Source organism: Virgibacillus sp. LDC1, assembly GCF_025792345.1.
Classification (GTDB): Bacteria; Bacillota; Bacilli; order Paenibacillales; family Paenibacillaceae; genus Paenibacillus_AQ; species Paenibacillus_AQ lautus.
In genome coordinates this window covers 3,994,631-4,016,121 of record NZ_JAOXLZ010000001.1, presented here as the reverse complement: position 1 = coordinate 4,016,121, position 21,491 = coordinate 3,994,631, and the positions used below count along the sequence as shown (strand labels likewise).

Here is a 21,491-nt window from a genome sequence, read left to right as displayed (position 1 = left end):
TCATTATGGGTACGATTCGGATATTGCTGGCGGATGATCATGATATGGTTCGTATGGGATTAAAAACGTATTTGTCGCTGGATCCGGGATTTGAAGTGATTGGAGAGGCGGCAAACGGCCAAGAGGTCGTTGATATGTTAAGAAATGGGGATGAGTCAGACCGGCCGGATCTCATTCTGATGGATCTGATGATGCCGGTGATGAACGGGGCGGAGACCACGCGTGCGGTCATGTCCGAGTTCCCGGACCAGAGGATCGTGATTCTGACCAGCTTTCTCGAAGACGAGCTTGTGGTTGAGTGCATTGAGGCGGGGGCTGTCAGTTATGTACTGAAGACCGTTTCGGCCGACGAGCTCATTTACGCCCTTCAGGGAGCGTTCAGGGGCATGCCGGTCATGACCAAAGACGTGTCGGAAGCACTCACCCGGGGGATCCGCCGACATATGGTGAACGGCGACGATTCCGGGCTTACCGAGCGCGAAAAAGAAGTGCTGCTGCTCATTGCCGAAGGCAAGAGCAACAAAGAGATCGGCGAAGAGCTGCATATCAGCATCAAAACGGTCAAAACCCATGTCAGCAATTTGCTGATGAAGTGTGAGCTGGAAGACCGCACGCAATTGGCGATTTATGCCCACCGTAAGGGATGGGTGAAAATATAGCGACTCCGTTCGGATCAGATTTCCCCTTAACGCGGCCTTAGCTTTCTTTTTATCTGCCTTTTAATTGTTTTTAAGGTACTATTAAGGTTTATAGTACACAATAAGAACAGTTAATCAATTAAACCACTTGGAAGCAAGTGATTTTAAATAGGAGGTAGACCTATGGACGACGAAAGAAAGCGCTACGGGTATCCGGATGATGAGGGAATGAACAACGAGTCGAATAACAATGAAGCACCGAGACGTGAGGAAGCATCCACGAAGAATTCGTCTTATTACTATTCTTACGGACCGTTCCAGTCCATACCCAGCGAACGCGATGATCAGCAGACAGAGCAGCCATATCAGAGTCGGGAATCGCAGGAAGTGGAAGTTACCGCTCCGCAGCCTGTCAAACCAATTCCATCCTCCGGTTTCTCGCAGTCACATTCCTCCGGAAGCCAAGGGGGCGGCGGGTCTATGGATTCGATGAAAAGGAACAAAGAATGGAACTACAGCCAGAAGCCTAAAAATTCCGTGAAGACGGTGCTGTTGTCCTTCTTGGCAGGTGTCCTTGTCATTTCGAGCCTGATGTTTGCCGCTGACCGCACGAACCTGTTTACGCCTGATGCGGCGTATTCATCAGAGCCAGCCCAAGAAACCTCAGCGAAAGTCGATGATAACGGCGGAGCTACTACGGCATCGGCCATGATTCCTTCGAATCCGGGCGATGTATCGGCGGTTGTGGACCAGGCAAGTCCAGCCGTCGTGCTGATCGAGACGCTTGTAAACAGCAGCAATCGCCAAAATACGAATCCGAACATGAATGATCCGTTCTGGTACTTCTTCGGCGGGGGTCAATCGAGTCAGGAAGGCAATGGCGGAAACAGTGGAAACGGTGGAAGCAGCAACAACGGAGGCCAGGAATCCCAGCTTCAGCCTTCCGGCATCGGCTCGGGTTTCATCTTTGAGAAGTCCGGATACATTTTGACGAATGAGCATGTGATCCATGGTGCCGATGTGATTCAAGTGACGGTACAGGGTACCAAAAAGCCGTATGAAGCGAAGCTGCTCGGTTCTAGTTATGAGCTCGATTTGGCCGTACTCAAAATCGAAGGGGCCGATTTTCCATCGGTGCAGCTAGGCGACTCCAACTCGCTGAAGGTCGGTGAATGGCTTGTAGCCATCGGTAACCCGCACGGTTTTGAGCATACGGTAACCGCAGGCGTACTTAGCTCGAAGGAACGCGAGATCGATATTCAAGGAACCAATGGTGAGGATGATCGTAATTACGAGCATCTTCTGCAAACCGATGCTTCGATTAATCCGGGTAACTCCGGCGGACCGCTTCTTAATCTGAAGGGTGAGGTTATCGGGATGAACGTAGCCGTCAGCGCGGAAGCGCAAGGGATCGGGTTTGCGATTCCGTCCAGCACGATCAAGGAAGTTGTGGAATACCTGAAGAACAATGAGGAAATTCCGAAAGAACCGGCTCCGTTTATCGGGGCAAGCCTGGGGACGGTCACTCCGCAAATTGCCCAGTCCCTGGGTACCGACGTAACGGAAGGATCCTACGTTGACAGCGTCGTATTCCGTTCGCCGGCTTATGAAGCAGACCTGCGTCAATATGACATCATTGTGGGCGTGGACGGGACGAAATATCCGACCTCGCAGGATCTGATTGAATTGATTCAATCGAAGAAGGTTGGAGACAAAATTACGCTGAATGTGGTTCGTAACGGCAAGAACATTGACCTGCCGCTGACGATCGGTGATAAGAACGATTTCGATTTAACCCAACAGCAGCAACAACAGCAACAACAGCAACAACAACCGTAACCCTGGAAAGGCGTGACAACAAGCGGAAGGGACCGTTCCCTTCCGCTTGTCTTGTCCTTGAGGCGACCGATATAATGGGATTGTAACGTCGTATTAAATATAACGCTAGAAGATAGAGGAGATGCCGCTATGCGATCCCGGATATTAATTGTAGATGATGATGAGAAGATTATTTCCATGCTGCGCAGGGGACTTGCGTTTGAGGGCTATGACGTCCTGACCGCATCCAACGGAGCGGAAGGCTTGAAGGTGATATTGAGTGAGGAGCCGGATGTTGTCGTTCTGGATGTGATGATGCCTCAAGTCGATGGATTTGAGGCATTGCGCAGACTCCGGGAAGGCGGAAGCACAGTACCTGTGCTGATGCTGACCGCGAAGGATGAAGTGGAGAATCGGGTAAAGGGGCTGGATACCGGAGCAGATGATTATCTGGTCAAACCCTTCGCCCTGGAGGAGCTGCTTGCCCGCGTACGGGCCTTGCTGCGCCGTAAAACCGGTGATGATTCATCTAACCACCGACTGACCTTCGAGGATCTCGTGATGGATACGGATGCAAGGGAAGTTATTCGCAGCGGACAGAGACTGGAGCTCACCGCGAAGGAATTTGAGCTGCTGCATCTGTTTATGCAAAATCCGAAGCGGGTGCTGTCCCGCGATTTAATAATGGATAAAATATGGGGCTATGACTACAGCGGGGAGTCCAACGTGCTGGAGGTTTATATCGCCATGCTCCGGCAGAAGACCGAGGAACATGGAGGTAAAAGGCTGATCCAGACGATCCGCGGAGCCGGCTATATTTTAAGAGGAGATAACTAGCATGTCTATTCGGTTAAGACTGACAGCATGGTATACCGGCATTTTATTCGTGACACTGCTGATATTCAGCTCGGCGGTGTATGGCTTTGTTCATTTGTATACGTATGAGGAGTTAAAACAGCGGTTGGTACAGGAAGCAAATAAGATTGGTTACACCTCCTCGTCTGTTGCTCTTCTACCGGATCGTTCCTCCGCGCTTAATATGGAGGCAGCTGATTTATACGTTCAGCTTTATACTTTCTATAATGGATCCATCTGGAGATCTGGCAATATGGAGTTCAGTGGTTTGCAATTTGAAAATCCAACTGTAGAAAGAGCATTAAGTATGAACAAACCCGGAGAGTTTAAACGTTTTTCTTTCGAGGGGGCATCCTTCCTTGTATACGAATCCCCGGTCGTTGAAACGAACTCAAGGAAATTATTCGGATGGCTTCAGATCGGAGTAAGTACGCGAACCATCGAGCAAACCCTGGATAGACTCCAGTCCATCCTCATCATGGGATCCGCAGCAACACTTGTCATTGCCTCAACATTAGGCTTGTTCCTGGCACGCAAATCCATGAAACCGATCGGCAAGGTCACGGAGGCGGCCGAGCAGATTCAGAAGGGGACTGACCTCAGCGTACGAATCGAATATGATGGGCCAGAGGACGAGATTGGTCAATTAATCGGGACGTTTAACGGGATGCTCGAGAGGACGGAGAGCTTTTACAAAGAGCTTGAGGATGCCTATGCGGCACAGCGCCGGTTTGTATCGGATGCTTCCCACGAACTCCGAACGCCGCTGACCACCATCCGGGGGAATGTGGATCTTCTCCATAAGATGTGGACGGAAGCCCCTGGTGAAAGAGCGAATATGGACGAAGAAACGATTAAACAGATCTCGGTTGAAGCGGTGGGCGATATTTCCGACGAAGCGAAGCGGATGAGCAGACTGGTGAACGACATGCTGTCTCTGGCACGGGCCGATACCGGCCAGACCTTTGAACTGGATCCGGTCCCTCTGCAGCCTTTGGTTGAAGAGGTCGCACGGCGCGCTCATTTCCTCGATAAAACCGCTGAGTGGCATGTTGGAGAGCTGTCTGTCTTGAACGGTGTCTATGTAGAAGGAAATAAGGACTACTTGCAACAGATGCTGTTCATCTTTATCGAGAATGCGTTCAAGTATACGCCGGAGGGTGAAGTCAGCCTGGATGTCGTCCTGTACAAGGGTCAGGTGGGCTTGCGGATTTCGGATACGGGGATCGGCATGGATAAGGATGAGGTTCCGTTCATATTCGAACGCTTCTACCGTGCGGATCAGTCGAGAGGCATCACGAGCGGAACCGGACTCGGGCTGTCCATCGCCAAATGGATCATCGATGAGCATAAGGGGTCTGTCGAGGTCGTCACCCGAAGAGGGGAAGGCAGCACCTTTATCGTCTGGCTCCCCGTCGTCTTTGCTCCTCCTCTGGAATAGGTTATAATAGACTAGATCGCTTATGTATTACTACGGAAAGCAGGTGGGGATCATCGAAGTCTTGAAAATATCACCGAGAGGTTATTGTTACGGTGTCGTCGACGCCATGGTCTTGGCGCGTCAGGCGGCGCAGAATCTGGATCTTCCTCGGCCTATTTATATATTGGGCATGATTGTGCATAACAGTCATGTCACGCAATCCTTTGAAGACGAAGGCATCATTACCCTGGACGGTCCGAATCGAATGGAAATTCTGAGCCAGGTGGAGAGCGGAACCGTCATTTTTACCGCACACGGGGTCTCTCCCGAAGTACGCAAGCTTGCACGGGATAAAGGATTGACCACGCTCGACGCCACTTGCCCGGATGTGACGAAAACCCATGATTTGATCCGGGATAAGGTAGCCGACGGATATGAGATCATTTACATCGGGAAGAAGGGGCATCCCGAGCCGGAAGGGGCTATCGGGATCGCACCGGAACATGTGCATCTGATCGAGAAGGAAGAAGAAATTGAACAGCTTCAGGTAAAATCATCCCGAATCATCATTACGAACCAGACCACGATGAGTCAATGGGATATCAAGCATATCATGAAGAGTCTGCTCGATAAATTCCCTGGAGCGGAGATTCACAATGAAATTTGTCTTGCAACGCAAGTCCGGCAGGAAGCGGTAGCCGAGCAAGCCGGTCAGGCGGACTTGGTCATCGTGGTTGGCGACCCGCGCAGCAATAACTCCAACCGTCTTGCCCAGGTATCCGAAGAGATAGCCGGCGTACCGGCTCACCGCATTGGCGATGTGACGGAACTCAGACGGGAATGGCTTGAAGGCGTAGGCAAAGTGGCAGTGACATCAGGGGCATCCACACCGACTCCAATTACCAAAGAAGTCATTGCCTATCTGGAACAGTATGAACATGATCAGCCGGACACTTGGGAGATCAAGCGTACGGTGAATATGAATAAATTGCTTCCACCTGTACGGGTGAAGAGCAAGTCATAAGAGACTTTTCTAAATACAACCGTCGGATTTGGTCGTGACGGTTGTATTTTTTTGTTGATATCGGTGCTTCCTTAGTATTAACCAGTCATCGTTATACCACAGAGCCTCTTGCTTGGAATTATATACGCCACTGTTATTCATTGATTAATATCATTTTCATGATCACCTATGATATATTAGGGGTTCCAGCCCATTGACATTACAGAAAATGGTTTATAACATACCAGCACAGCAGCGTTAAGCTAAATGTTGATGATACTATGAATGGCTTAGCCAAATAGAGCTAATTGAAACTCTCCCCTTGTGGTGAATGGTGGAATAACCGTTCATGTGAAATGAACCTGACACTATTGACGCAAGGGGATTTTCTATGCCTCAGATTAAATATCGGGAGGGTGAAGTTAGATAATCTGGCCTGTTAAAGCTTCCTTTTTAGGGACTCTCATAACCCCGTGAATATCCCATGCCCTGTAAGCGTTTCATTTTTCAATTGAATAATATCATTTTTCGTTGAATAGGCAAATGTTTATATGGGATCATTTATTCTACAATGTTAGACATCAGGTAAACTTCATGGCATAGAACACACGGGGGGTTGGACATGGCACAGATATCCGTAGAACAGAAGACTGTTCCTAAACGGAAGAAAGACAATGGATTTATTCGCTTCTTTAAACAGTGGGATATTCAATTAATGGTACTTCCTGCGCTCGCATTAATTTTTGTTTTCAGTTACATACCGATGTATGGTATTCTGATGGCTTTCCAAGATTTCAATATTTTCAAAGGCATGGGAGGCAGCGCGTGGGCAGGCATGAAGCACTTCCGGATGTTCTTTGAATCACCAGAGTTTACGACCGTAATGCGGAATACCATCGTAATCAGCTTACTCAAGTTTTTGATCGGCTTTCCAGCTCCGATCCTGCTTGCGCTGATGCTTAATGAAGTTCGCCATATGTTCTTCAAACGATTGGTTCAGACCGTCAGTTATCTGCCCCATTTCTTATCCTGGGTTATCGTATCAGGGTTTGTGGTTTCCATGCTGTCTACCGATAATGGAAGTGTAAACATTCTATTAGAAAAAATGAACTTGATTAAAGAGCCTATTAACTTTCTATCCATTCCTGAATACTTCTGGGGGATATTGGTGACCACAGGGCTCTGGAAGGAAATTGGGTTTTCCTCCATCGTTTACTTGGCGGCTGTAGCGGGTGTAGATCCCCATATGTACGAGGCTGCGGATATGGATGGAGCGAGCAAATTCAGACAGATCTTTACGATTACATTACCGTCCATCATGCCTGTCGTTATCATCTTTATGATTCTGGCAATAGGTAGCCTGCTCAATGCAGGATTTGAGGATATTTTACTCTTGGCTAAGAACCCTGTTTTAAGAGAGGTATCAGATGTAATTGATACTTATGTTTACCGAATTGGTATTGAAAACTCCCGGTTCTCTTATGCAACGGCTGTAGGCTTGTTCAAAGCGGTAATCAGCGTGATGCTTCTGACCATTGCCAACGTGGTAGCACGCAGATCAGGTAACAGTCTATGGTAAAACGAACATCGTATAGAGGGGAGCGATTAGATTGGTACGTTTAGGATTCGGTGATCGCCTCATGGTGATTATGATCTATGTCTGTTTAGCATTTTTGGCCTTTGTGACCTTTTATCCTTTCTGGAATGCACTTGTAATTTCATTTAACTCCGGAGCGGACACATCGCTTGGAGGGGTTACATTCTGGCCGAGAGATTTTACATTGGAGAACTACGAAATCGTGTTTCAGGATAAACGCTTGTTGAACGGCTTCGGCATATCCGTAGCACGTACGATCATTGGAACGATTACTTCGATTCTCGTAACTTCCATCTTCGCATACGGCATGACCAAGCGCGAACTGATGGGCCGCAAATATTACATGATTATGTGTATCGTGACCATGTATTTCACTGGCGGATTAATTCCAAGCTTCATGCTAACTCGTAGTTTGGGCTTGATGGATTCTTTCTGGGTGTTCATTATTCCCGGTTTGGTAAGTGTATGGAATATGATCATATTCCGAACCTTCTTTGCTGGCTTGCCTAATGGCTTGGAAGAATCGGCAAAAATTGATGGTGCGGGTAACTGGGGAATCTTCTTTAAGATTATCCTGCCATTATCGGGACCGGTTATTGCCACTTTGTCATTATTCACGGCGGTATATCACTGGAATGAATGGTTCTTACCGAGTATTTACATCAATAAAGAAGAATTGCTGCCCATTCAGACCATATTACGTCAAATACTGAATTCCAACATTATGTCTGAGCAGATGAGTAATTTGGACTCGGCATCTCAGGCCGCTTTATCTCGAATGCAGAGTGTGACCACGAAATCTTTATCCATGGCCACAATGATTGTCGCTACCGTTCCGATCATCATGGTATACCCTTTTGTACAGAAACATTTTGTTAAGGGAGTACTGGTAGGATCGTTGAAAGAGTAGCACATGCATGGCAAGCCATCCTGTTGTTTGAAGCTTAGCTTTAGACATAAATATCAAGGGGAATTTTGAAAGGGGAAATTAGAGAATGAGGCTCAGAAAAAAATCTTTGGCCACATCGGTTACTGCGTTGTTAGCAGCGGCTTTAATGCTGTCAGCATGCAGCGGTGGTACTAAGACTGCTAACCCGACTCCTAGCGACAATGGAACCAGCACACCGCCAACCGAAGCAGTATCGGAAAAATTTGTACTGGGTGAGCAACCGCTTGATTTTAGTTTTTATGGACACTATGACTGGTACACCATGCCTACATGGGGAGAAGATGCCGCAACGAAGTGGATTAAAGAGAATAAAAAAGTTGATGTAAAAGCGGTCAACTCCCAAGGTAATGCTCAACAAAAATTCAACACGATGATTGCTTCCGACGAGCTCCCTGATGTTATTTGGTTGGAGCGAGGATCGGATGTTGAAAAATTGAGAGAGAACGGCATGCTCGTACCTTACGATGACTACTTGGATAAATATCCGAACCTGAAGGAATGGTTGGGCGAGGCGGGAATCAACATGCTTCGTTCCCCGGATGGCAAGCTGTACCAATTCCCTAACTGGTACACTAGTCAACCGAACGGAAATGCAGGGTATGTAGTTAATAGCAAAATTTATAAAGAGCTTGGCGAGCCTAAGCTGGAAACAACGGACGATTTGACTAAATACCTGGAAGCTGTCAAGGCGAAATACGGAAACTCTGTAGTTCCTTATGAACCAGGTATTGAAGGACAAGGGATTGATGTGTTGTACTCTGCTTTCAAAGAGGATGCAATGACACGTTGGATTACCATTCGTGGTGTGCCTAACGGAGATAAACTGACTTCGATCTTTACGGATCCAACATATCGCGAATCGATGCAATATGCAGCGAAGCTGTTCCGCGATAAACTGATTTCTCAAGATGCATTGACTCAAACCGCTGACCAAATCAAGGAAAAAGTAATGACAGGCCGCGTTGCTGTATATGCAGCTTCCAGCCCGACTGAAAATGCAATGAACGCACATGCGGAACTCGTTGCAAAAGATCCGGAAGCCGGTTATTTCATGATCTGGCCGATTCATAAGGAAGGTCTGGATAAGAATAAAATCTTCCCAGGAACCTATACTCAACTGGGTTGGAACGTAAGCGTTATTACGAAAGCTGCAAAAAATCCTGAAGCGATCTTCGCTTTCCTGGACTGGTATACAGGTCCTGAAGGTCAAACACTATTAATGTGGGGACCGGAAGGCGGATATTGGGATGGATATGAAGAAGATGGTATAACGCCTAAGTTTACTGAAAAATATGTTACGGATGCTGCAGGTCTTGGTAAGTTGCAAGCGGAAACAACAAACCTCCAGTGGAACGGAAACACGGTATTTATTGATACAGCAAAAGCGAAATACGAAAGCACCTTGCCAGAAGAAGAGCGTAACTGGTCGACTCGTTGGCAGTATGAAATAACTTGGAAAACGCAAGCGAATGCAACGGAATTCATCAATCTTGATCCGGCCCCAGAAAGTGAAGAAGGTATTATCCGTCAGCGTGTAGAAGATATCTACACAGAAGCTAGAGCGAAGGCGCTGTTTGCGAAGGACGATGCAGAAGTATTGGCTGTCTTGGACAAAGCAGAAGCGGATGCTCAAGCAGCTGGATATGATAAACTTCTTGCATTCAAAACAACGAAATGGCAAGAAAACTTGGCTCAAATGAATGGTCAAAAGTAGAATAACGTAAACCGAAAGGGTATGCTGCATCCGCAGCATACCCTTATCGAAATTTAGGGGAGAGGATACCCATCTATAAAGTGCTGCTGGCTGACGATGAAATACTGGACCTAGAGGGCATGAGGAGCTTTATTCCATGGGAGAGTCTTGGAATGACCGTGGTTGATTCGGTCAATAATGGATTTGCAGCATGGGAAGTCCTACAACGAGAGGATATCGATATTCTCGTGACGGATGTTCGCATGCCCAATATGACTGGTATTGAATTAGCGCAAAAAGCGCTGAAGATACATGATGAATTACAGGTTATTTTCGTAAGTGGTTACCAGGATTTCAGTTATGTTAAACAGGCAATCGCATTAAACGCTTGTAATTATGTGCTGAAGCCCATGGAGGACCAAGAGCTGATTGAAGAGTTGACAAAAGTTCGGCTTGAGCTGGACAGACTCCATGATCGTAAGGAAACAGAACGGGCTTATCAGCTGATGGTACCGATTCTTAAAAATCAGTATCTGCTGCAAATTCTCCAGAAGCCTTATGACGGTGCCATGCTGGGTATTATTAAGCGGGAATATCAACTTCATGAGATAAACTGGCCCGTACGAGTGATATTACTTGAAGTGGATGATGTCAGCTCATGGCGAAGCAATCAGTACGAGGTTGAGAATCAGAGGGGGTTAAATGAGCAGTACTTCACGAGTTTGCATAAGCAGCTGGAAAGCTGCGGATTCAGGCATATCTGTAAGGTAACAGACCAGCGGATGGCCATACTCATGGACACGGCGAAAGGCAGGGAAGAGATTCAGTCATTGTTGACGGCGCTAGGTCAAGAGTATCCCCTTACCGTGACCGTAGGTGAGGGAGGGACTGCGAATCGGCTTGAAGAACTTCATCCGTCCTACGTTATGGCAGAGGGGGCCCTTGACTATAAAATGTTCCGTGGAAAAGGGAAATGGATCCTTTATAACGAAGTGCCGACAGAGGACCGGGAGGAAGCGAAAAGCCTCGATCTCAGGCTGGACTCTTTATTTACCGCTATGACGAATTATGAGATCGTCAAAATCCACGACGAAATCGAAGCCATACAACTGCTTGCATCCAATATCCGCTCCAAATTTACGGTTCGGAATCTTGGAGTATACATTATATTGAAGTTGGACGCGCATTTGCATACCATGCACGAAGACCTGTTTCGGATGCTGGGAATCGAACTAAAAAACCTCGATGTACTCTTGCAATTTGAAACGATGGACGATATTTTCTCGTGGTTAAGAATGAAAGTGTTTGAGATATCGGAGCAATTGAAATTTCGCAAATCGTCCAAAAATGGACGCCTTGTTGAGGAAATTATTGATAATATAAGAGAGCGGGTACACGAGAATATTACGCTTCGAGATATGGCGAACCGTTTTTCCTTTTCGCCTAACTATCTAGGTGTTCTGTTTAAGGAAGAAACCGGTTATAATTTTAGTGATTATGTCATCAAGCTTCGTATGGAGCGAGCCAGAGAACTATTAGTCAGCACGAAACTTAAAATATATGAAGTGGCTTCTCAAACGGGGTACCAGTATTTGCCTTATTTTAGTCGTCAATTCAAAGAGATGTATGGAATGACACCGTTGGAGTATAGGCGTAAACACTCTTAACATACTACTATACCGCTTGTAATGAGGTTGTGATTAGGTTTGGCGGGGAAATTCGAGCGTATCCGGGTCAAAATCCCATTTGGCTTCAAATTAATGATTTCTTACTGTGTATTCATCATCATACCGGTATTGCTTGTAGGAAATATCGCGAACCAGGTATTTATCAAATCGATTAGAGAACAAACGTATAATAACATTCAGGGTACCCTGCACCAAATGAGTGATAACATTTCGTATAAAATGGAAGACATTGTCCGCGTTTCCGACATGCTCTACTTTGATTCGTCCTTTAATAACCGGCTGCGTTATTCAGAAAGTACATGGGTTAGCTACGATACGATGGTCAATGTCCTGATTCCGAAGCTGGAAACGGCGATCAATACAGCGAACTCCAAGGTTTGGTTGTCTATTTATTTACGGAATGAAGAATTAAGGGAAATTTATAATAATTATAGTTACTCTGATCCGCTTGAATCCAACACGCGTTTATTTGATATATATCAGTATGAGCGTCTTGAGGATAAGACCTGGTACAAGCTCTATCCCCAAGAGGAAAACTATGGATCGACGCTGGAATGGAAGCAGGTTGAAAATGATGCGGGCAACGGTCGCATTTCGCTCTTGCGCAGGCTGATAGACATCAGTTCTATACAGCTGCAGGAGATTGGATTCGTGCGAATCAATGTCAGTTTAGAAGATATGTTCGAAAGCATGGATTATAACAAAATTGGTGATGGGACAGCGTTATATTTGTCGGATTCGCAAGGCAGAGTCATTCTTTCCTCAGGCGGGGTACAGACAACCGTGTTTAAGGAGAACGAGCTGCGCAATAATGGAGACTTGCTTATTCGTAAGCCGATTCCCGTGCTCGGCTGGAATCTTATCGCTGTCGTTCCTGCAGACATTGTGGAGAAAGATACGGTGAAAATCCGGAACCTCACCCTGCTTATTTGCCTCATTTGCATTGCTATATTTTTTATAGTCAGCATTGTGATATCCAAGTATTTCAGCTTACGCGTATCCAAAATCGTTTCTGTTCTGGATTCTTTTCAGGAAGGTGCATTTCATAAACGGGCTCAGTTCAAGGGGAACGATGAGTTTACACATATCGCTTCAGCCCTGAATGATATGGGCAGCAATATCGGCAAGCTGATTAATGAGGTGTATCTGGCCGACCTTCAGAAAAAACAAGCGGAACTGGAATCGCTGCATGCGCAGATTAATCCGCATTTCCTATACAACACCCTATCCTCCATCAGCCGTCTGGCGCGGTTTGGGATGCTGGACAAGCTGCAGCGCATGGTGATGGACTTAGCGAAGTTTTATCGTCTGTCTCTTAATGATGGACGGAATATCATCTCTGTGAAGAATGAGTTGGAACAGGCTCAGGCGTATGTAGACATTCAAAAGATTAAATACGACGAACGGATGCAGGTTACTTATGATTTTGAGCCGGAAGTGGTCCGGTATGAAACTGTGAAATTGATTTTGCAGCCGTTTATCGAGAATGTTTTGGAGCATGCCTGGACCGGGGATTATATACATGTTCGAATTACCGCCAGAGTGCTGGAAGACGTCCTGGAGTTTAAAATTATCGATAATGGCGTCGGGTTCCCGCCCGGCAGAGTTCTGGACAATACAGGCGGGCAGGATCTTACGAATGCCGGATACGGTATTCGGAATGTGGATCAACGAATCAAACTTCATTATGGCAGCGAATACGGGGTCACGTTATTCAGCCGTGCCGGTATTGGGACTACGGTAAGAATTGTGATACCCCTCGTGAAGCGCACCGTAGCGGAAGGACGCAGCAAAACATTGATGTAACAGGTGGTCTATATCTCCCGATCGTTCAGGCTTGAAGAATGGGCTTGACGAGGGGAGATATTTTCTGTATATTTACTTTATCGATTAAAAGCATAAAAGCTTAAAAGCGAACAAGCGCGAAAGTGGCTATCACACATTAAAATGGAATATATTCAGAAAGAAGGTTTTATTATGATCGTTATTACATCCAATCAAATATCAGAGGAACAAGTTCAGCATATCGTAAGCGAGATTGAGAAGGAAGGACTGCAGGCTCACGTATCCCAGGGGGCGGATCGTACCGTGATCGGGCTGATCGGCAGCGTGAACCCGAAGCTTGCGGAGCATCTTCGCCAAATGAAGGGCGTAGAGAATGTGGTTAAAATCTCCAAGTCCTATAAGCTCGCGAGTCGTGATTTTCATCCGGATGATACTGTCATTGATATTAAAGGCACCAAGATTGGCGGCGGCAATCTGGTTGTCATGGGTGGTCCATGCGCCGTGGAATCCGCACAGCAGATTGACGAGATCGCTCAGCTGGTTAAGGCAGCAGGAGGACAAGTGCTTAGAGGCGGTGCTTTTAAACCTCGTACGGGTCCATACAGCTTCCAGGGCGTTGGCGTCGAAGGTTTGATCATGATGGCGGAGGCCGGGCAAAAACATGGCCTGTTGACGATTACGGAGGTTATGACGCCCGAATACGTGGATATTTGCGCGGAGTACGCCGATATTCTGCAAGTGGGTACCCGTAATATGCAAAATTTCGATCTGCTTCGAAAACTGGGTACCTGCGGCAAGCCGGTATTACTGAAAAGAGGTTTCAGCGCAACCTATGATGAATTCCTGAATGCAGCGGAGTACATCCTTGCCGGCGGCAATCCGAATGTCATGCTCTGTGAACGCGGAATCCGAACATTCGAAACTTACACCCGCAATACGCTGGATTTATCTGCCATCCCTGTTTTACAAGGGTTGAGTCACCTTCCGGTCATTTCTGATCCGAGTCACGGAACGGGACGACGCGAGCTTGTCGAGCCGATGTCCAAGGCATCCGTGGCGGCTGGGGCAGACGGTCTTATTATTGAGATGCACACGGATCCGGACAATTCCATGACAGGCGATGGGGTGCAATCCCTGTTCCCGGATCAATTCGCCGCATTGCTTAAAGACTTGGAGCAGCTGGCCCCATTGGTAGGCAAAAGCTTTGCGACTGCCAAAGCACCGGCTTCTGAATTTGCGCGCGTATAGCTTCTGGTTAGAGATAAGGAAGAAAAACAACGGTGGCCAACCATGCTTATCTCGCAAGAAAAACTTACGCTGAATGCGGTCTGTCTACTGAGAAAGTAGGTCGATAGACGTTTTTCTGATAAGCCGTTGTATACCCGTCGATAACGTTCAGCACATCGTTATGGTTCGCCAGTTCCTTAATTTCTAATATAAAAGACACCTGCAAAAAGCTTGCAGGTGTCTTTTTTCTGAGTTTACATTAACTGGTTTTTCATGTCATATAACTTAACATTGTTTTCAAAAATACCTTACATAGGTATTGACGTCAGGTTATCTCCCGGCATATAATGACGAAAAGAAATCGAAAGATTATGAACATTGTTAAGCTGTTTAAGTCTTAATGTTCGGAAATTGGGAGGAAGAGACATGTCGGTAGAGAAAGTATTGCAAACCATTAAAGAGAACAATATTGAGTGGGTTGATTTTCGTTTTGTAGACTTGTCGGGACGGGTTCATCATATTAGCTTGCCGGCTTCAGAAGTAGATGAAGAAACATTCGTGAATGGGGTCGCGTTCGATGGATCTTCTATTCCAGGATTCCGCGGCATTGAAGAATCGGATATGGTTATGATGCCTGATCCGGAGTCTTGCTATATCGATCCGTTTACAGCACATCCTACGCTTAACATTATGAGCAACATCTATACTCCGGAAGGGGATGCTTACGAGCGTGACCCGCGCGGTATCGCGGCTCGTGCCGAGCAATACCTTCAAGAGGCCGGTATCGGAACAGCAGCATTTTTCGCACCGGAATCCGAGTTCTTCCTGTTTGATGAAGTTCGCTATGAAAGCTCCATGAACAGCTCCAGCTATTTCGTAGACTCCGAGGAAGCACATTGGAATACGAACCGCAAGGAAGAAGGCGGCAACCTTGGTTTCAAAGTTGGCGTTAAGGGCGGATATGTTCCTGTAGCACCTGTGGATACTCAGCAGGATATCCGCAGCGAAATGTGCCGTTTGCTTGATGAAGCAGGACTTCGCGTTGAGCGTCACCACCATGAAGTAGCAACGGCCGGCCAAGCAGAAATCAATTTCCGTTTCGATACATTGAAAAAAACAGCTGACAACTTGTTGATCTATAAATATATCGTGCATAACACAGCACGCCAATATGGCAAAACGGCTACGTTCATGCCGAAGCCATTGTTCGGGGATAACGGAAGCGGCATGCACGTTCACCAATCCATTTTTGATGGTGACACCCCATTGTTCTACGAAAAAGGCGCTTATGCTAACCTGAGCGAAACAGCGATCCACTACATCGGCGGTATTCTGTACCATGCGCCTGCATTAATCGCTTTGACGAATCCGAGCACGAACTCCTTCAAACGTCTGGTACCAGGCTATGAAGCACCGGTTAACCTCGTATTCTCCAAAGGCAACCGTTCTGCCGCAGTGCGGATTCCGGTTGCAGCTGTAACACCTAAAGGCTGCCGCATCGAGTTCCGTACACCGGATTCCACGGCGAACCCTTACCTTTCATTCTCCGCTATGCTGATGGCAGGCTTGGACGGTATCAAGCGTAAAATCGATCCTACCGCACTCGGTTATGGACCATTCGATAAAAACATTTATGAATTGTCCGACGCCGAGAAGAAAGAAATCCGCAGCGTACCGGGTTCCCTGGATGAAGCTTTGGATGCACTTCAAGCAGACTATGAGTTCTTGACAGAAGGCGGCGTGTTTACGCAAGAATTCCTCGAGAACTTCATTGAGTTCAAGCGTGCCGAAGCCAAAGCGGTTAATATCCGCGTTCATCCGCACGAGTACTCCCTGTACTACGACCTGTAATAAACAACGTTAAAAAGCCTAGGGCATGATGCCCTGGGCTTTTTTTGTTACACATATAAAGCCTAACTAGGCTTAGGTGAGGATTACCATACCAAGTGAGATAAAGAGGGATTCTCTTCGCTAGAAGCACCCCCGTCACCTCAGCTCTACTCTTTAGAAGTAACCGTAGTGGTGCGTATTGCTTCCGCAAGATTCACGAACGATGAGTTCAGGCTCTACGACAAAGGAGCTGACGGGTGATTGTTTATGGATAAGGTCATAGAGCATGAGCGCTGCCAAGCGGCCGATTTTCTCTTTATTTTGCCGAATCGTCGTTAGTTTGGGTGTTGTATATTTGCACGCCTCAATATCGTCACAACCGATGATCGATACATCGTCAGGGACATTCAGACTATGTTCCTGAAGTGCTTGGATGGCTCCAATCGCAATCTGATCGGAGGCTGCAAAGATTGCGCGGGGAAGAGAACCCGCCTGGATCAGCCGTGTCATGGCTTTATATCCGCTGGCCTCATGAAAATCTTCACCGCTTTGGAACCATTCCGTACGGGCCGGAAGGCCGAAGCTGTCCATGGCGTTACGATAACCGGCCTCACGCATGTTGGAGATTTCAGACTCCTTGCTGCCTCCGATGAACCCCAAGTCTCTGAAGCCTTGAAGATAGAAATGCTCCACGACCTTCGAGGACATTTTATAATTATCGGACATGATATGCCCCGACATTTCGCCGAACAGTTCAATATCGACCCCGATACACGGAATGTCGCTCTCATCAAGCTCTTTAATCGAGGGCTCGATTTCCTCGCCGGATATAATGACACAGCCATCCACCTGATAATGACGACATCGGCCTAGGTAGTCGGCGTCATCCCCTTGGAATTTCTCATTCGAAAAAAACAGTAGATCGTAACCGAGTACCCCCATTTGCTTTTTAAATGAATTCAGAACTTCAACAAAAAAGGGATGGGTAAAATCGACATTCAGCTTTCCCGCAAATATGATGCCGATTAAATTAGATTTCTTGGTTGCTAATGTTTTCGCAGAATTGGAAGGGGTGTATCCCGTCTCTTTCATAATTTCCAACACGCGTGCTTTGGTCTCCTCGGATACATCACTATAGTTGTTGATAATCTTGGAGACGGTGGATACGGATACCCCGGCCATCTTAGCGATTGTTTTGATGTTTAACGCCATGCGAAACGCCCCTTATTCTGTTTATGATGTCACTTCATAATTTTCGTAAGTTTTCGTTAATCATGATTGCCAATTGTCTGTAAGTGCAAGGTTAAGGAGAGAAAGAGTGGTTTTATACGTGTTTCCTGCTCAAAATATGTTGTTTAGGTATAAGTTTTTAAATGATCCGATGGAGTGATAACGGAAAACATATCGATAGAGCCTACCATTGTGATAAGTATTAACCAATCTGGTTGAAACGTATACAGCACTGATTCGAAACTGTTTCGTAAATTAGTGTATCTGCTTTAACCAGGTAAGTCAATGAAGAGAGTAGCTATGATGCTTGTAATAGAAAGGGATAAGGCTGAATCGCGTTCAATAACAAAATATTGTGGGAAAGAGAAAAAAAGCTTTGACAAACAAAAAATAATGAGTAATAATAGGCCTTGCGAAACCGCTTTCGGTATATTTCGTTAAATTACGAAAATTTATAATAAATGTTTCGTAACATCAAGATGGTACTGGGCGAGAAAAAGCGGAATGATGAATCCGGTTTCATAATGAATTGCACTTTAATTTCAGGGGGTAACGAAATGATTAAGAAATTATCAGCAATACTTTTGGCGGGTGCTCTGACTTTCTCGCTAGCGGCTTGCGGAAGCAGCGATTCAGCCGATAAGGGTACACCTGCGAAAGGTGATAAAAAGGTCATCAAAATTTTACACTGGAAACAAGATAACATCAATAAAGCGGTTGAAGAGATCAACAAGAAATTTGAAGAGAAATATCCCGAGTATACGATAGAGTATACCACTACGGGTCCGGACGACGAATACAAGCAGGCGCAGAGAGCAAGAATTACCGCGAATGACGTCGACGTTTTGGCTGATTTATCGGGAATGAGGCTCTCTCCGCAGGAATGGACACCGGGAGCGAAAGTACCGGATTGGCAGCAATGGATTGATACGGGATTAATCGCGGATTTATCCGACCAAGCCTTCATTAAAAATTATAACGCTAACGATATCGAAAAAGCCGGAACTTATAACGATAAAGTGTATGCTATTCCAACGGGCAAGGTTGCGATGTCGGGCCTGTTCTACAATAAGGAAATCTTCGAACAGAATGGATTGAGCGTGCCGAAAACGTGGTCGGAGTTCATCAAGCTGAATGATGATCTGAAAGCCAAAGGCATTACCCCGATTGTTGTTGCAGGTAAAGACGTATGGCCATTGAAACTTCCTGTATTTGCTCTGCAAGCTAAAATTCTGGGCGGCGGAGATCAGCAGAAATGGATTGAGGGCGTGTGGAAAGGCGAGACGGCTTACAACGATGAAGAGGCAATCGAAGTATTGGAAAAAATGAAGACGCTTCAAGACAATTACATGATTGACGGATTCATGGGGATTGATTATGCAACGGCACCTTCCTATTTTGCCACAGGAAAAGCAGCCATGCTGGCTGATGGCTCTTGGGATGCTCCGACCGTCGCAGCAGCAAATCCGGAGCTGAAATTCGGTTACTTCCCGCTACCGGCTACGGAAGATGCAGCCAAGAATTCCTCCTTTGTCGGCAAGTATGACGTAACCTGGTATGCTGCGGAGAAAGGACCGAACAAAGAAGGAGCCCTAAAATGGCTTGAATTCTTCTCCGAGCCGGAAAATTACACGACATTCGTGAAAGCTGCCGGCTTCATCCCGACACAGGATAACATTCAGACGGAAAGTGAATTTATTGATAATGAACTGACTCCATATCTCGGAGAGTTCGAATTGGCGTACGAAATCATGATGATTAACCGTCAAAATATTGGCGAGCATCTGGCTGCAGAAGGCGTTCATACGGAATTCCTGGCACCGGGCGGCCCGTACAAAACAGCAAAAGAACTGGCTGACATTCAACAAAAGGAATGGGAAGCTGCCGCTCCAAAATAAAGATTCTTCTATTATAAAGAAACCTATATAGAATGAACCATACTGTAGTCGGGGTCTGTGCAGCAGGCCCCGACATTCATTGAAAAGGGATTTGCGAGGTGAGAGAGATGTATCCATTTGGAAAAGGATTTAACCGATTCATACCCTTATTGCTGCTGCTGATACCGATGGCGTTGTATATCGTGTTTTATTTTGGACCATCGATCCTGACGGTCATCTATTCCTTTACCGATGTCAAGAACCTCCCGGGCAGCACGTACCAATTTGTCGGGCTTGATAATTATAAGGAATTATTTTTCTCGGGGAACTCAGGGGAGCGGTGGCGTTCCATCGTAAACACCCTGATCTTTATGTTCGTTGTTACGATCGTGCAGAACGGGGTCGCTCTGTTTATCGCCGTCATCATTAACCAGCGCCTAAAAGGCGATTACTTCTATCGTGCGGTATTCTTCCTGCCGGTTGTACTGGGCGTAGCTGTCGTCGCTCTGATCTGGGGGATGATGTTCGATCCGTTAAACGGACCGGTCAATCGCCTCTACGACGCCCTCTTCGGCTATCAGGACATGTTCTTTGGGAGCTTCACTCACGCATTTGGCTATATTATTTTCGTCCAGATTTGGATGTACATGGGCTACTCCATGCTGATCTTTCTGGCCGGGCTCCAATCCGTCCCGAAAGATTTATATGAGGCGGGTCATATTGACGGCACCAACAAGTGGCAATCCTTCCGTCATATTACCTTCCCCCTGATCGCACCGTCCTTCACGGTGAATATGCTGTTATCCATCATTGGCGCAATGTCTACCTTTGATATCATTCTGGCGACTACAGACGGTCGCTTCAATACAAGGACGATGGCGTATGACGTGTACAAAGAAACGTTCCGGGGAAGTTTGGAAATGGGTCTTCCTTCGGCTCTATCCGTCATACAGTTCCTGATTATTCTCCTCTTTGTTGTGGTGGCCGTCAGACAGACGCGGAAGAGAGAGGTGGAATATTGATGCAAAATTCCAAAACCACGCAAATCCTTTCTTATGGCGTCATAGGTTTGCTGCTGATTCTCTACGTTGTTCCGCTTCTGCTCGTATTCAATGTATCGCTGAAATCCTTCAACGAATATTTGCTCAACCCGATCGGGATTGTTCAGAACATCGAATGGGGCAATTACACGCAAGCATGGTCTGAGGGCAATTTCGCTGGCTATTTCACGAACAGCTTGATTTATACGGTAACGGCGACGGTATTGACCATCATCGTGTCGCTGTTTGCGGCGTTTCCGGTCGCGCGCGGATATGTGATGTGGAGCGGATTTATTTATATGTTCTTTTTGCTGTCCCAGTTTCTTCCGAATCCGATGGTTGCCCAGTATAAACTCATGCTGTCCTTCAAGGAGAGCGTTTCGTTCTTCGGCTATGATACCAAGCTTGGTTATATATTGCTGAAAACGACGGGAACAGGCGTTGTGTTCATGATGTTTGTCGGCTACATCAAGTCGATCAGCCGCGATTTGGATGAGGCCGCAGGAATGGATGGTTCCGGATATATCCGTTACCTGTTCCAGATCATTCTGCCGCTGATGAAGCCTGTTATCGCAACGGGCGTCATTCTGACCGCGATCGGAATCTGGAATGATTTTGTCGGGCCGATCATGTATCTCCCGAGTCCGTCCAACTATCCTATTACGTTCGGTCTGAAGGAATTCAGGGGGCAGTACGGGAATAACTGGCCGCTGCTGGCATGCGGAATTACGATCGTAGCTGCGCCATTGATCATTCTGTACACGTTCATACAGAAATATCTGGTGGATGGTGCTCTTGCAGGAGCCGTCAAATCCTAAGGCATAGAGGGGAAGAGATCGTG

16 protein-coding genes are annotated in these 21,491 nt (G+C 46.6%); 15 read left to right on the top strand and 1 reads right to left on the bottom strand.

Annotated features, from left to right (window positions below):
• Positions 1–5: 5 nt before the first annotated feature.
• The 12 genes from OHJ21_RS18085 (at position 6) to glnA (ending at position 16,524) form a co-directional block, all read left to right on the top strand.
• Positions 6–659, top strand: coding sequence for a response regulator (locus OHJ21_RS18085; protein ID WP_100538937.1), 654 nt, complete (start codon positions 6–8; stop codon positions 657–659).
• Between the two features lie 162 nt (positions 660–821).
• Positions 822–2,477, top strand: a complete 1,656-nt coding sequence (locus OHJ21_RS18080; RefSeq protein WP_486020763.1) for a S1C family serine protease — start codon at positions 822–824, stop codon at positions 2,475–2,477.
• 129 nt (positions 2,478–2,606) lie between these two features.
• The gene (locus OHJ21_RS18075; RefSeq protein WP_100538935.1) at positions 2,607–3,293 is read left to right on the top strand and encodes a response regulator transcription factor; all 687 of its coding nucleotides are present in this window, start codon (positions 2,607–2,609) and stop codon (positions 3,291–3,293) included.
• 1 nt (position 3,294) lies between these two features.
• The gene (locus OHJ21_RS18070; protein WP_394054216.1) at positions 3,295–4,752 is read left to right on the top strand and encodes a sensor histidine kinase; all 1,458 of its coding nucleotides are present in this window, start codon (positions 3,295–3,297) and stop codon (positions 4,750–4,752) included.
• 52 nt (positions 4,753–4,804) lie between these two features.
• Positions 4,805–5,755, top strand: a complete 951-nt coding sequence (locus OHJ21_RS18065) for a 4-hydroxy-3-methylbut-2-enyl diphosphate reductase (RefSeq protein ID WP_100539512.1) — start codon at positions 4,805–4,807, stop codon at positions 5,753–5,755.
• A gap of 601 nt (positions 5,756–6,356) precedes the next feature.
• Positions 6,357–7,313 carry an ABC transporter permease gene (locus OHJ21_RS18060; RefSeq protein ID WP_100538933.1) on the top strand — a complete coding sequence of 319 codons (957 nt, stop codon included), beginning with the start codon at positions 6,357–6,359 and terminating at the stop codon, positions 7,311–7,313.
• A 31-nt stretch (positions 7,314–7,344) separates the two neighbouring features.
• Entirely contained in the window at positions 7,345–8,241 is an 897-nt protein-coding gene (locus OHJ21_RS18055; RefSeq protein WP_071217862.1) for a carbohydrate ABC transporter permease, read from the top strand.
• Positions 8,242–8,326: 85 nt separating this feature from the next.
• A complete protein-coding gene (locus OHJ21_RS18050) occupies positions 8,327–9,994 on the top strand; it encodes an extracellular solute-binding protein (RefSeq protein ID WP_100538932.1) in 1,668 nt (555 codons plus the stop codon).
• An 80-nt stretch (positions 9,995–10,074) separates the two neighbouring features.
• A complete protein-coding gene (locus OHJ21_RS18045; protein ID WP_486020760.1) occupies positions 10,075–11,640 on the top strand; it encodes a response regulator transcription factor in 1,566 nt (521 codons plus the stop codon).
• 93 nt (positions 11,641–11,733) lie between these two features.
• The gene (locus OHJ21_RS18040; RefSeq protein ID WP_100539511.1) at positions 11,734–13,467 is read left to right on the top strand and encodes a sensor histidine kinase; all 1,734 of its coding nucleotides are present in this window, start codon (positions 11,734–11,736) and stop codon (positions 13,465–13,467) included.
• A gap of 171 nt (positions 13,468–13,638) precedes the next feature.
• Positions 13,639–14,694 (top strand): 3-deoxy-7-phosphoheptulonate synthase, encoded by a 1,056-nt coding sequence (gene aroF, locus OHJ21_RS18035; protein WP_326117124.1) that lies wholly within the window; start codon positions 13,639–13,641, stop codon positions 14,692–14,694.
• A gap of 405 nt (positions 14,695–15,099) precedes the next feature.
• Positions 15,100–16,524, top strand: coding sequence for a type I glutamate--ammonia ligase (gene glnA / locus OHJ21_RS18030; protein WP_486020758.1), 1,425 nt, complete (start codon positions 15,100–15,102; stop codon positions 16,522–16,524).
• A gap of 153 nt (positions 16,525–16,677) precedes the next feature.
• Here the strand turns inward: glnA and OHJ21_RS18025 are convergent, their stop codons facing one another.
• Entirely contained in the window at positions 16,678–17,715 is a 1,038-nt protein-coding gene (locus OHJ21_RS18025; protein ID WP_100538929.1) for a LacI family DNA-binding transcriptional regulator, read from the bottom strand.
• Positions 17,716–18,290: 575 nt separating this feature from the next.
• Between OHJ21_RS18025 and OHJ21_RS18020 the strand changes: the two genes are divergently transcribed.
• From OHJ21_RS18020 to OHJ21_RS18010, 3 genes are all read left to right on the top strand, one after another.
• Positions 18,291–19,631, top strand: a complete 1,341-nt coding sequence (locus tag OHJ21_RS18020) for an ABC transporter substrate-binding protein (RefSeq protein WP_326114376.1) — start codon at positions 18,291–18,293, stop codon at positions 19,629–19,631.
• A 107-nt stretch (positions 19,632–19,738) separates the two neighbouring features.
• Positions 19,739–20,632: a carbohydrate ABC transporter permease gene (locus OHJ21_RS18015; protein WP_100538927.1), complete on the top strand. Its 894-nt coding sequence runs from the start codon at positions 19,739–19,741 to the stop codon at positions 20,630–20,632.
• Positions 20,632–21,468: a carbohydrate ABC transporter permease gene (locus tag OHJ21_RS18010; RefSeq protein WP_100538926.1), complete on the top strand. Its 837-nt coding sequence runs from the start codon at positions 20,632–20,634 to the stop codon at positions 21,466–21,468. Before OHJ21_RS18015 ends, OHJ21_RS18010 begins: the two co-directional genes overlap by 1 nt.
• The last annotated feature ends 23 nt before the right edge of the window (positions 21,469–21,491 follow it).

Excerpts from the sequence above, each read along its gene's own strand:
- OHJ21_RS18085 (WP_100538937.1), top strand. The coding sequence starts at position 6 with ATGGGTACGATTCGGATATTGCTGGCGGATGATCATGATATGGTTCGT.
- OHJ21_RS18080 (WP_486020763.1), top strand. The coding sequence starts at position 822 with ATGGACGACGAAAGAAAGCGCTACGGGTATCCGGATGATGAGGGAATG.
- OHJ21_RS18075 (WP_100538935.1), top strand. The coding sequence starts at position 2,607 with ATGCGATCCCGGATATTAATTGTAGATGATGATGAGAAGATTATTTCC.
- OHJ21_RS18070 (WP_394054216.1), top strand. The coding sequence starts at position 3,295 with ATGTCTATTCGGTTAAGACTGACAGCATGGTATACCGGCATTTTATTC.
- OHJ21_RS18060 (WP_100538933.1), top strand. The coding sequence starts at position 6,357 with ATGGCACAGATATCCGTAGAACAGAAGACTGTTCCTAAACGGAAGAAA.
- OHJ21_RS18050 (WP_100538932.1), top strand. The coding sequence starts at position 8,327 with ATGAGGCTCAGAAAAAAATCTTTGGCCACATCGGTTACTGCGTTGTTA.
- OHJ21_RS18040 (WP_100539511.1), top strand. The coding sequence starts at position 11,734 with ATGATTTCTTACTGTGTATTCATCATCATACCGGTATTGCTTGTAGGA.
- aroF (WP_326117124.1), top strand. The coding sequence starts at position 13,639 with ATGATCGTTATTACATCCAATCAAATATCAGAGGAACAAGTTCAGCAT.
- glnA (WP_486020758.1), top strand. The coding sequence starts at position 15,100 with ATGTCGGTAGAGAAAGTATTGCAAACCATTAAAGAGAACAATATTGAG.
- OHJ21_RS18025 (WP_100538929.1), bottom strand. The coding sequence starts at position 17,715 with ATGGCGTTAAACATCAAAACAATCGCTAAGATGGCCGGGGTATCCGTA.
- OHJ21_RS18020 (WP_326114376.1), top strand. The coding sequence starts at position 18,291 with ATGATTAAGAAATTATCAGCAATACTTTTGGCGGGTGCTCTGACTTTC.
- OHJ21_RS18015 (WP_100538927.1), top strand. The coding sequence starts at position 19,739 with ATGTATCCATTTGGAAAAGGATTTAACCGATTCATACCCTTATTGCTG.
- OHJ21_RS18010 (WP_100538926.1), top strand. The coding sequence starts at position 20,632 with ATGCAAAATTCCAAAACCACGCAAATCCTTTCTTATGGCGTCATAGGT.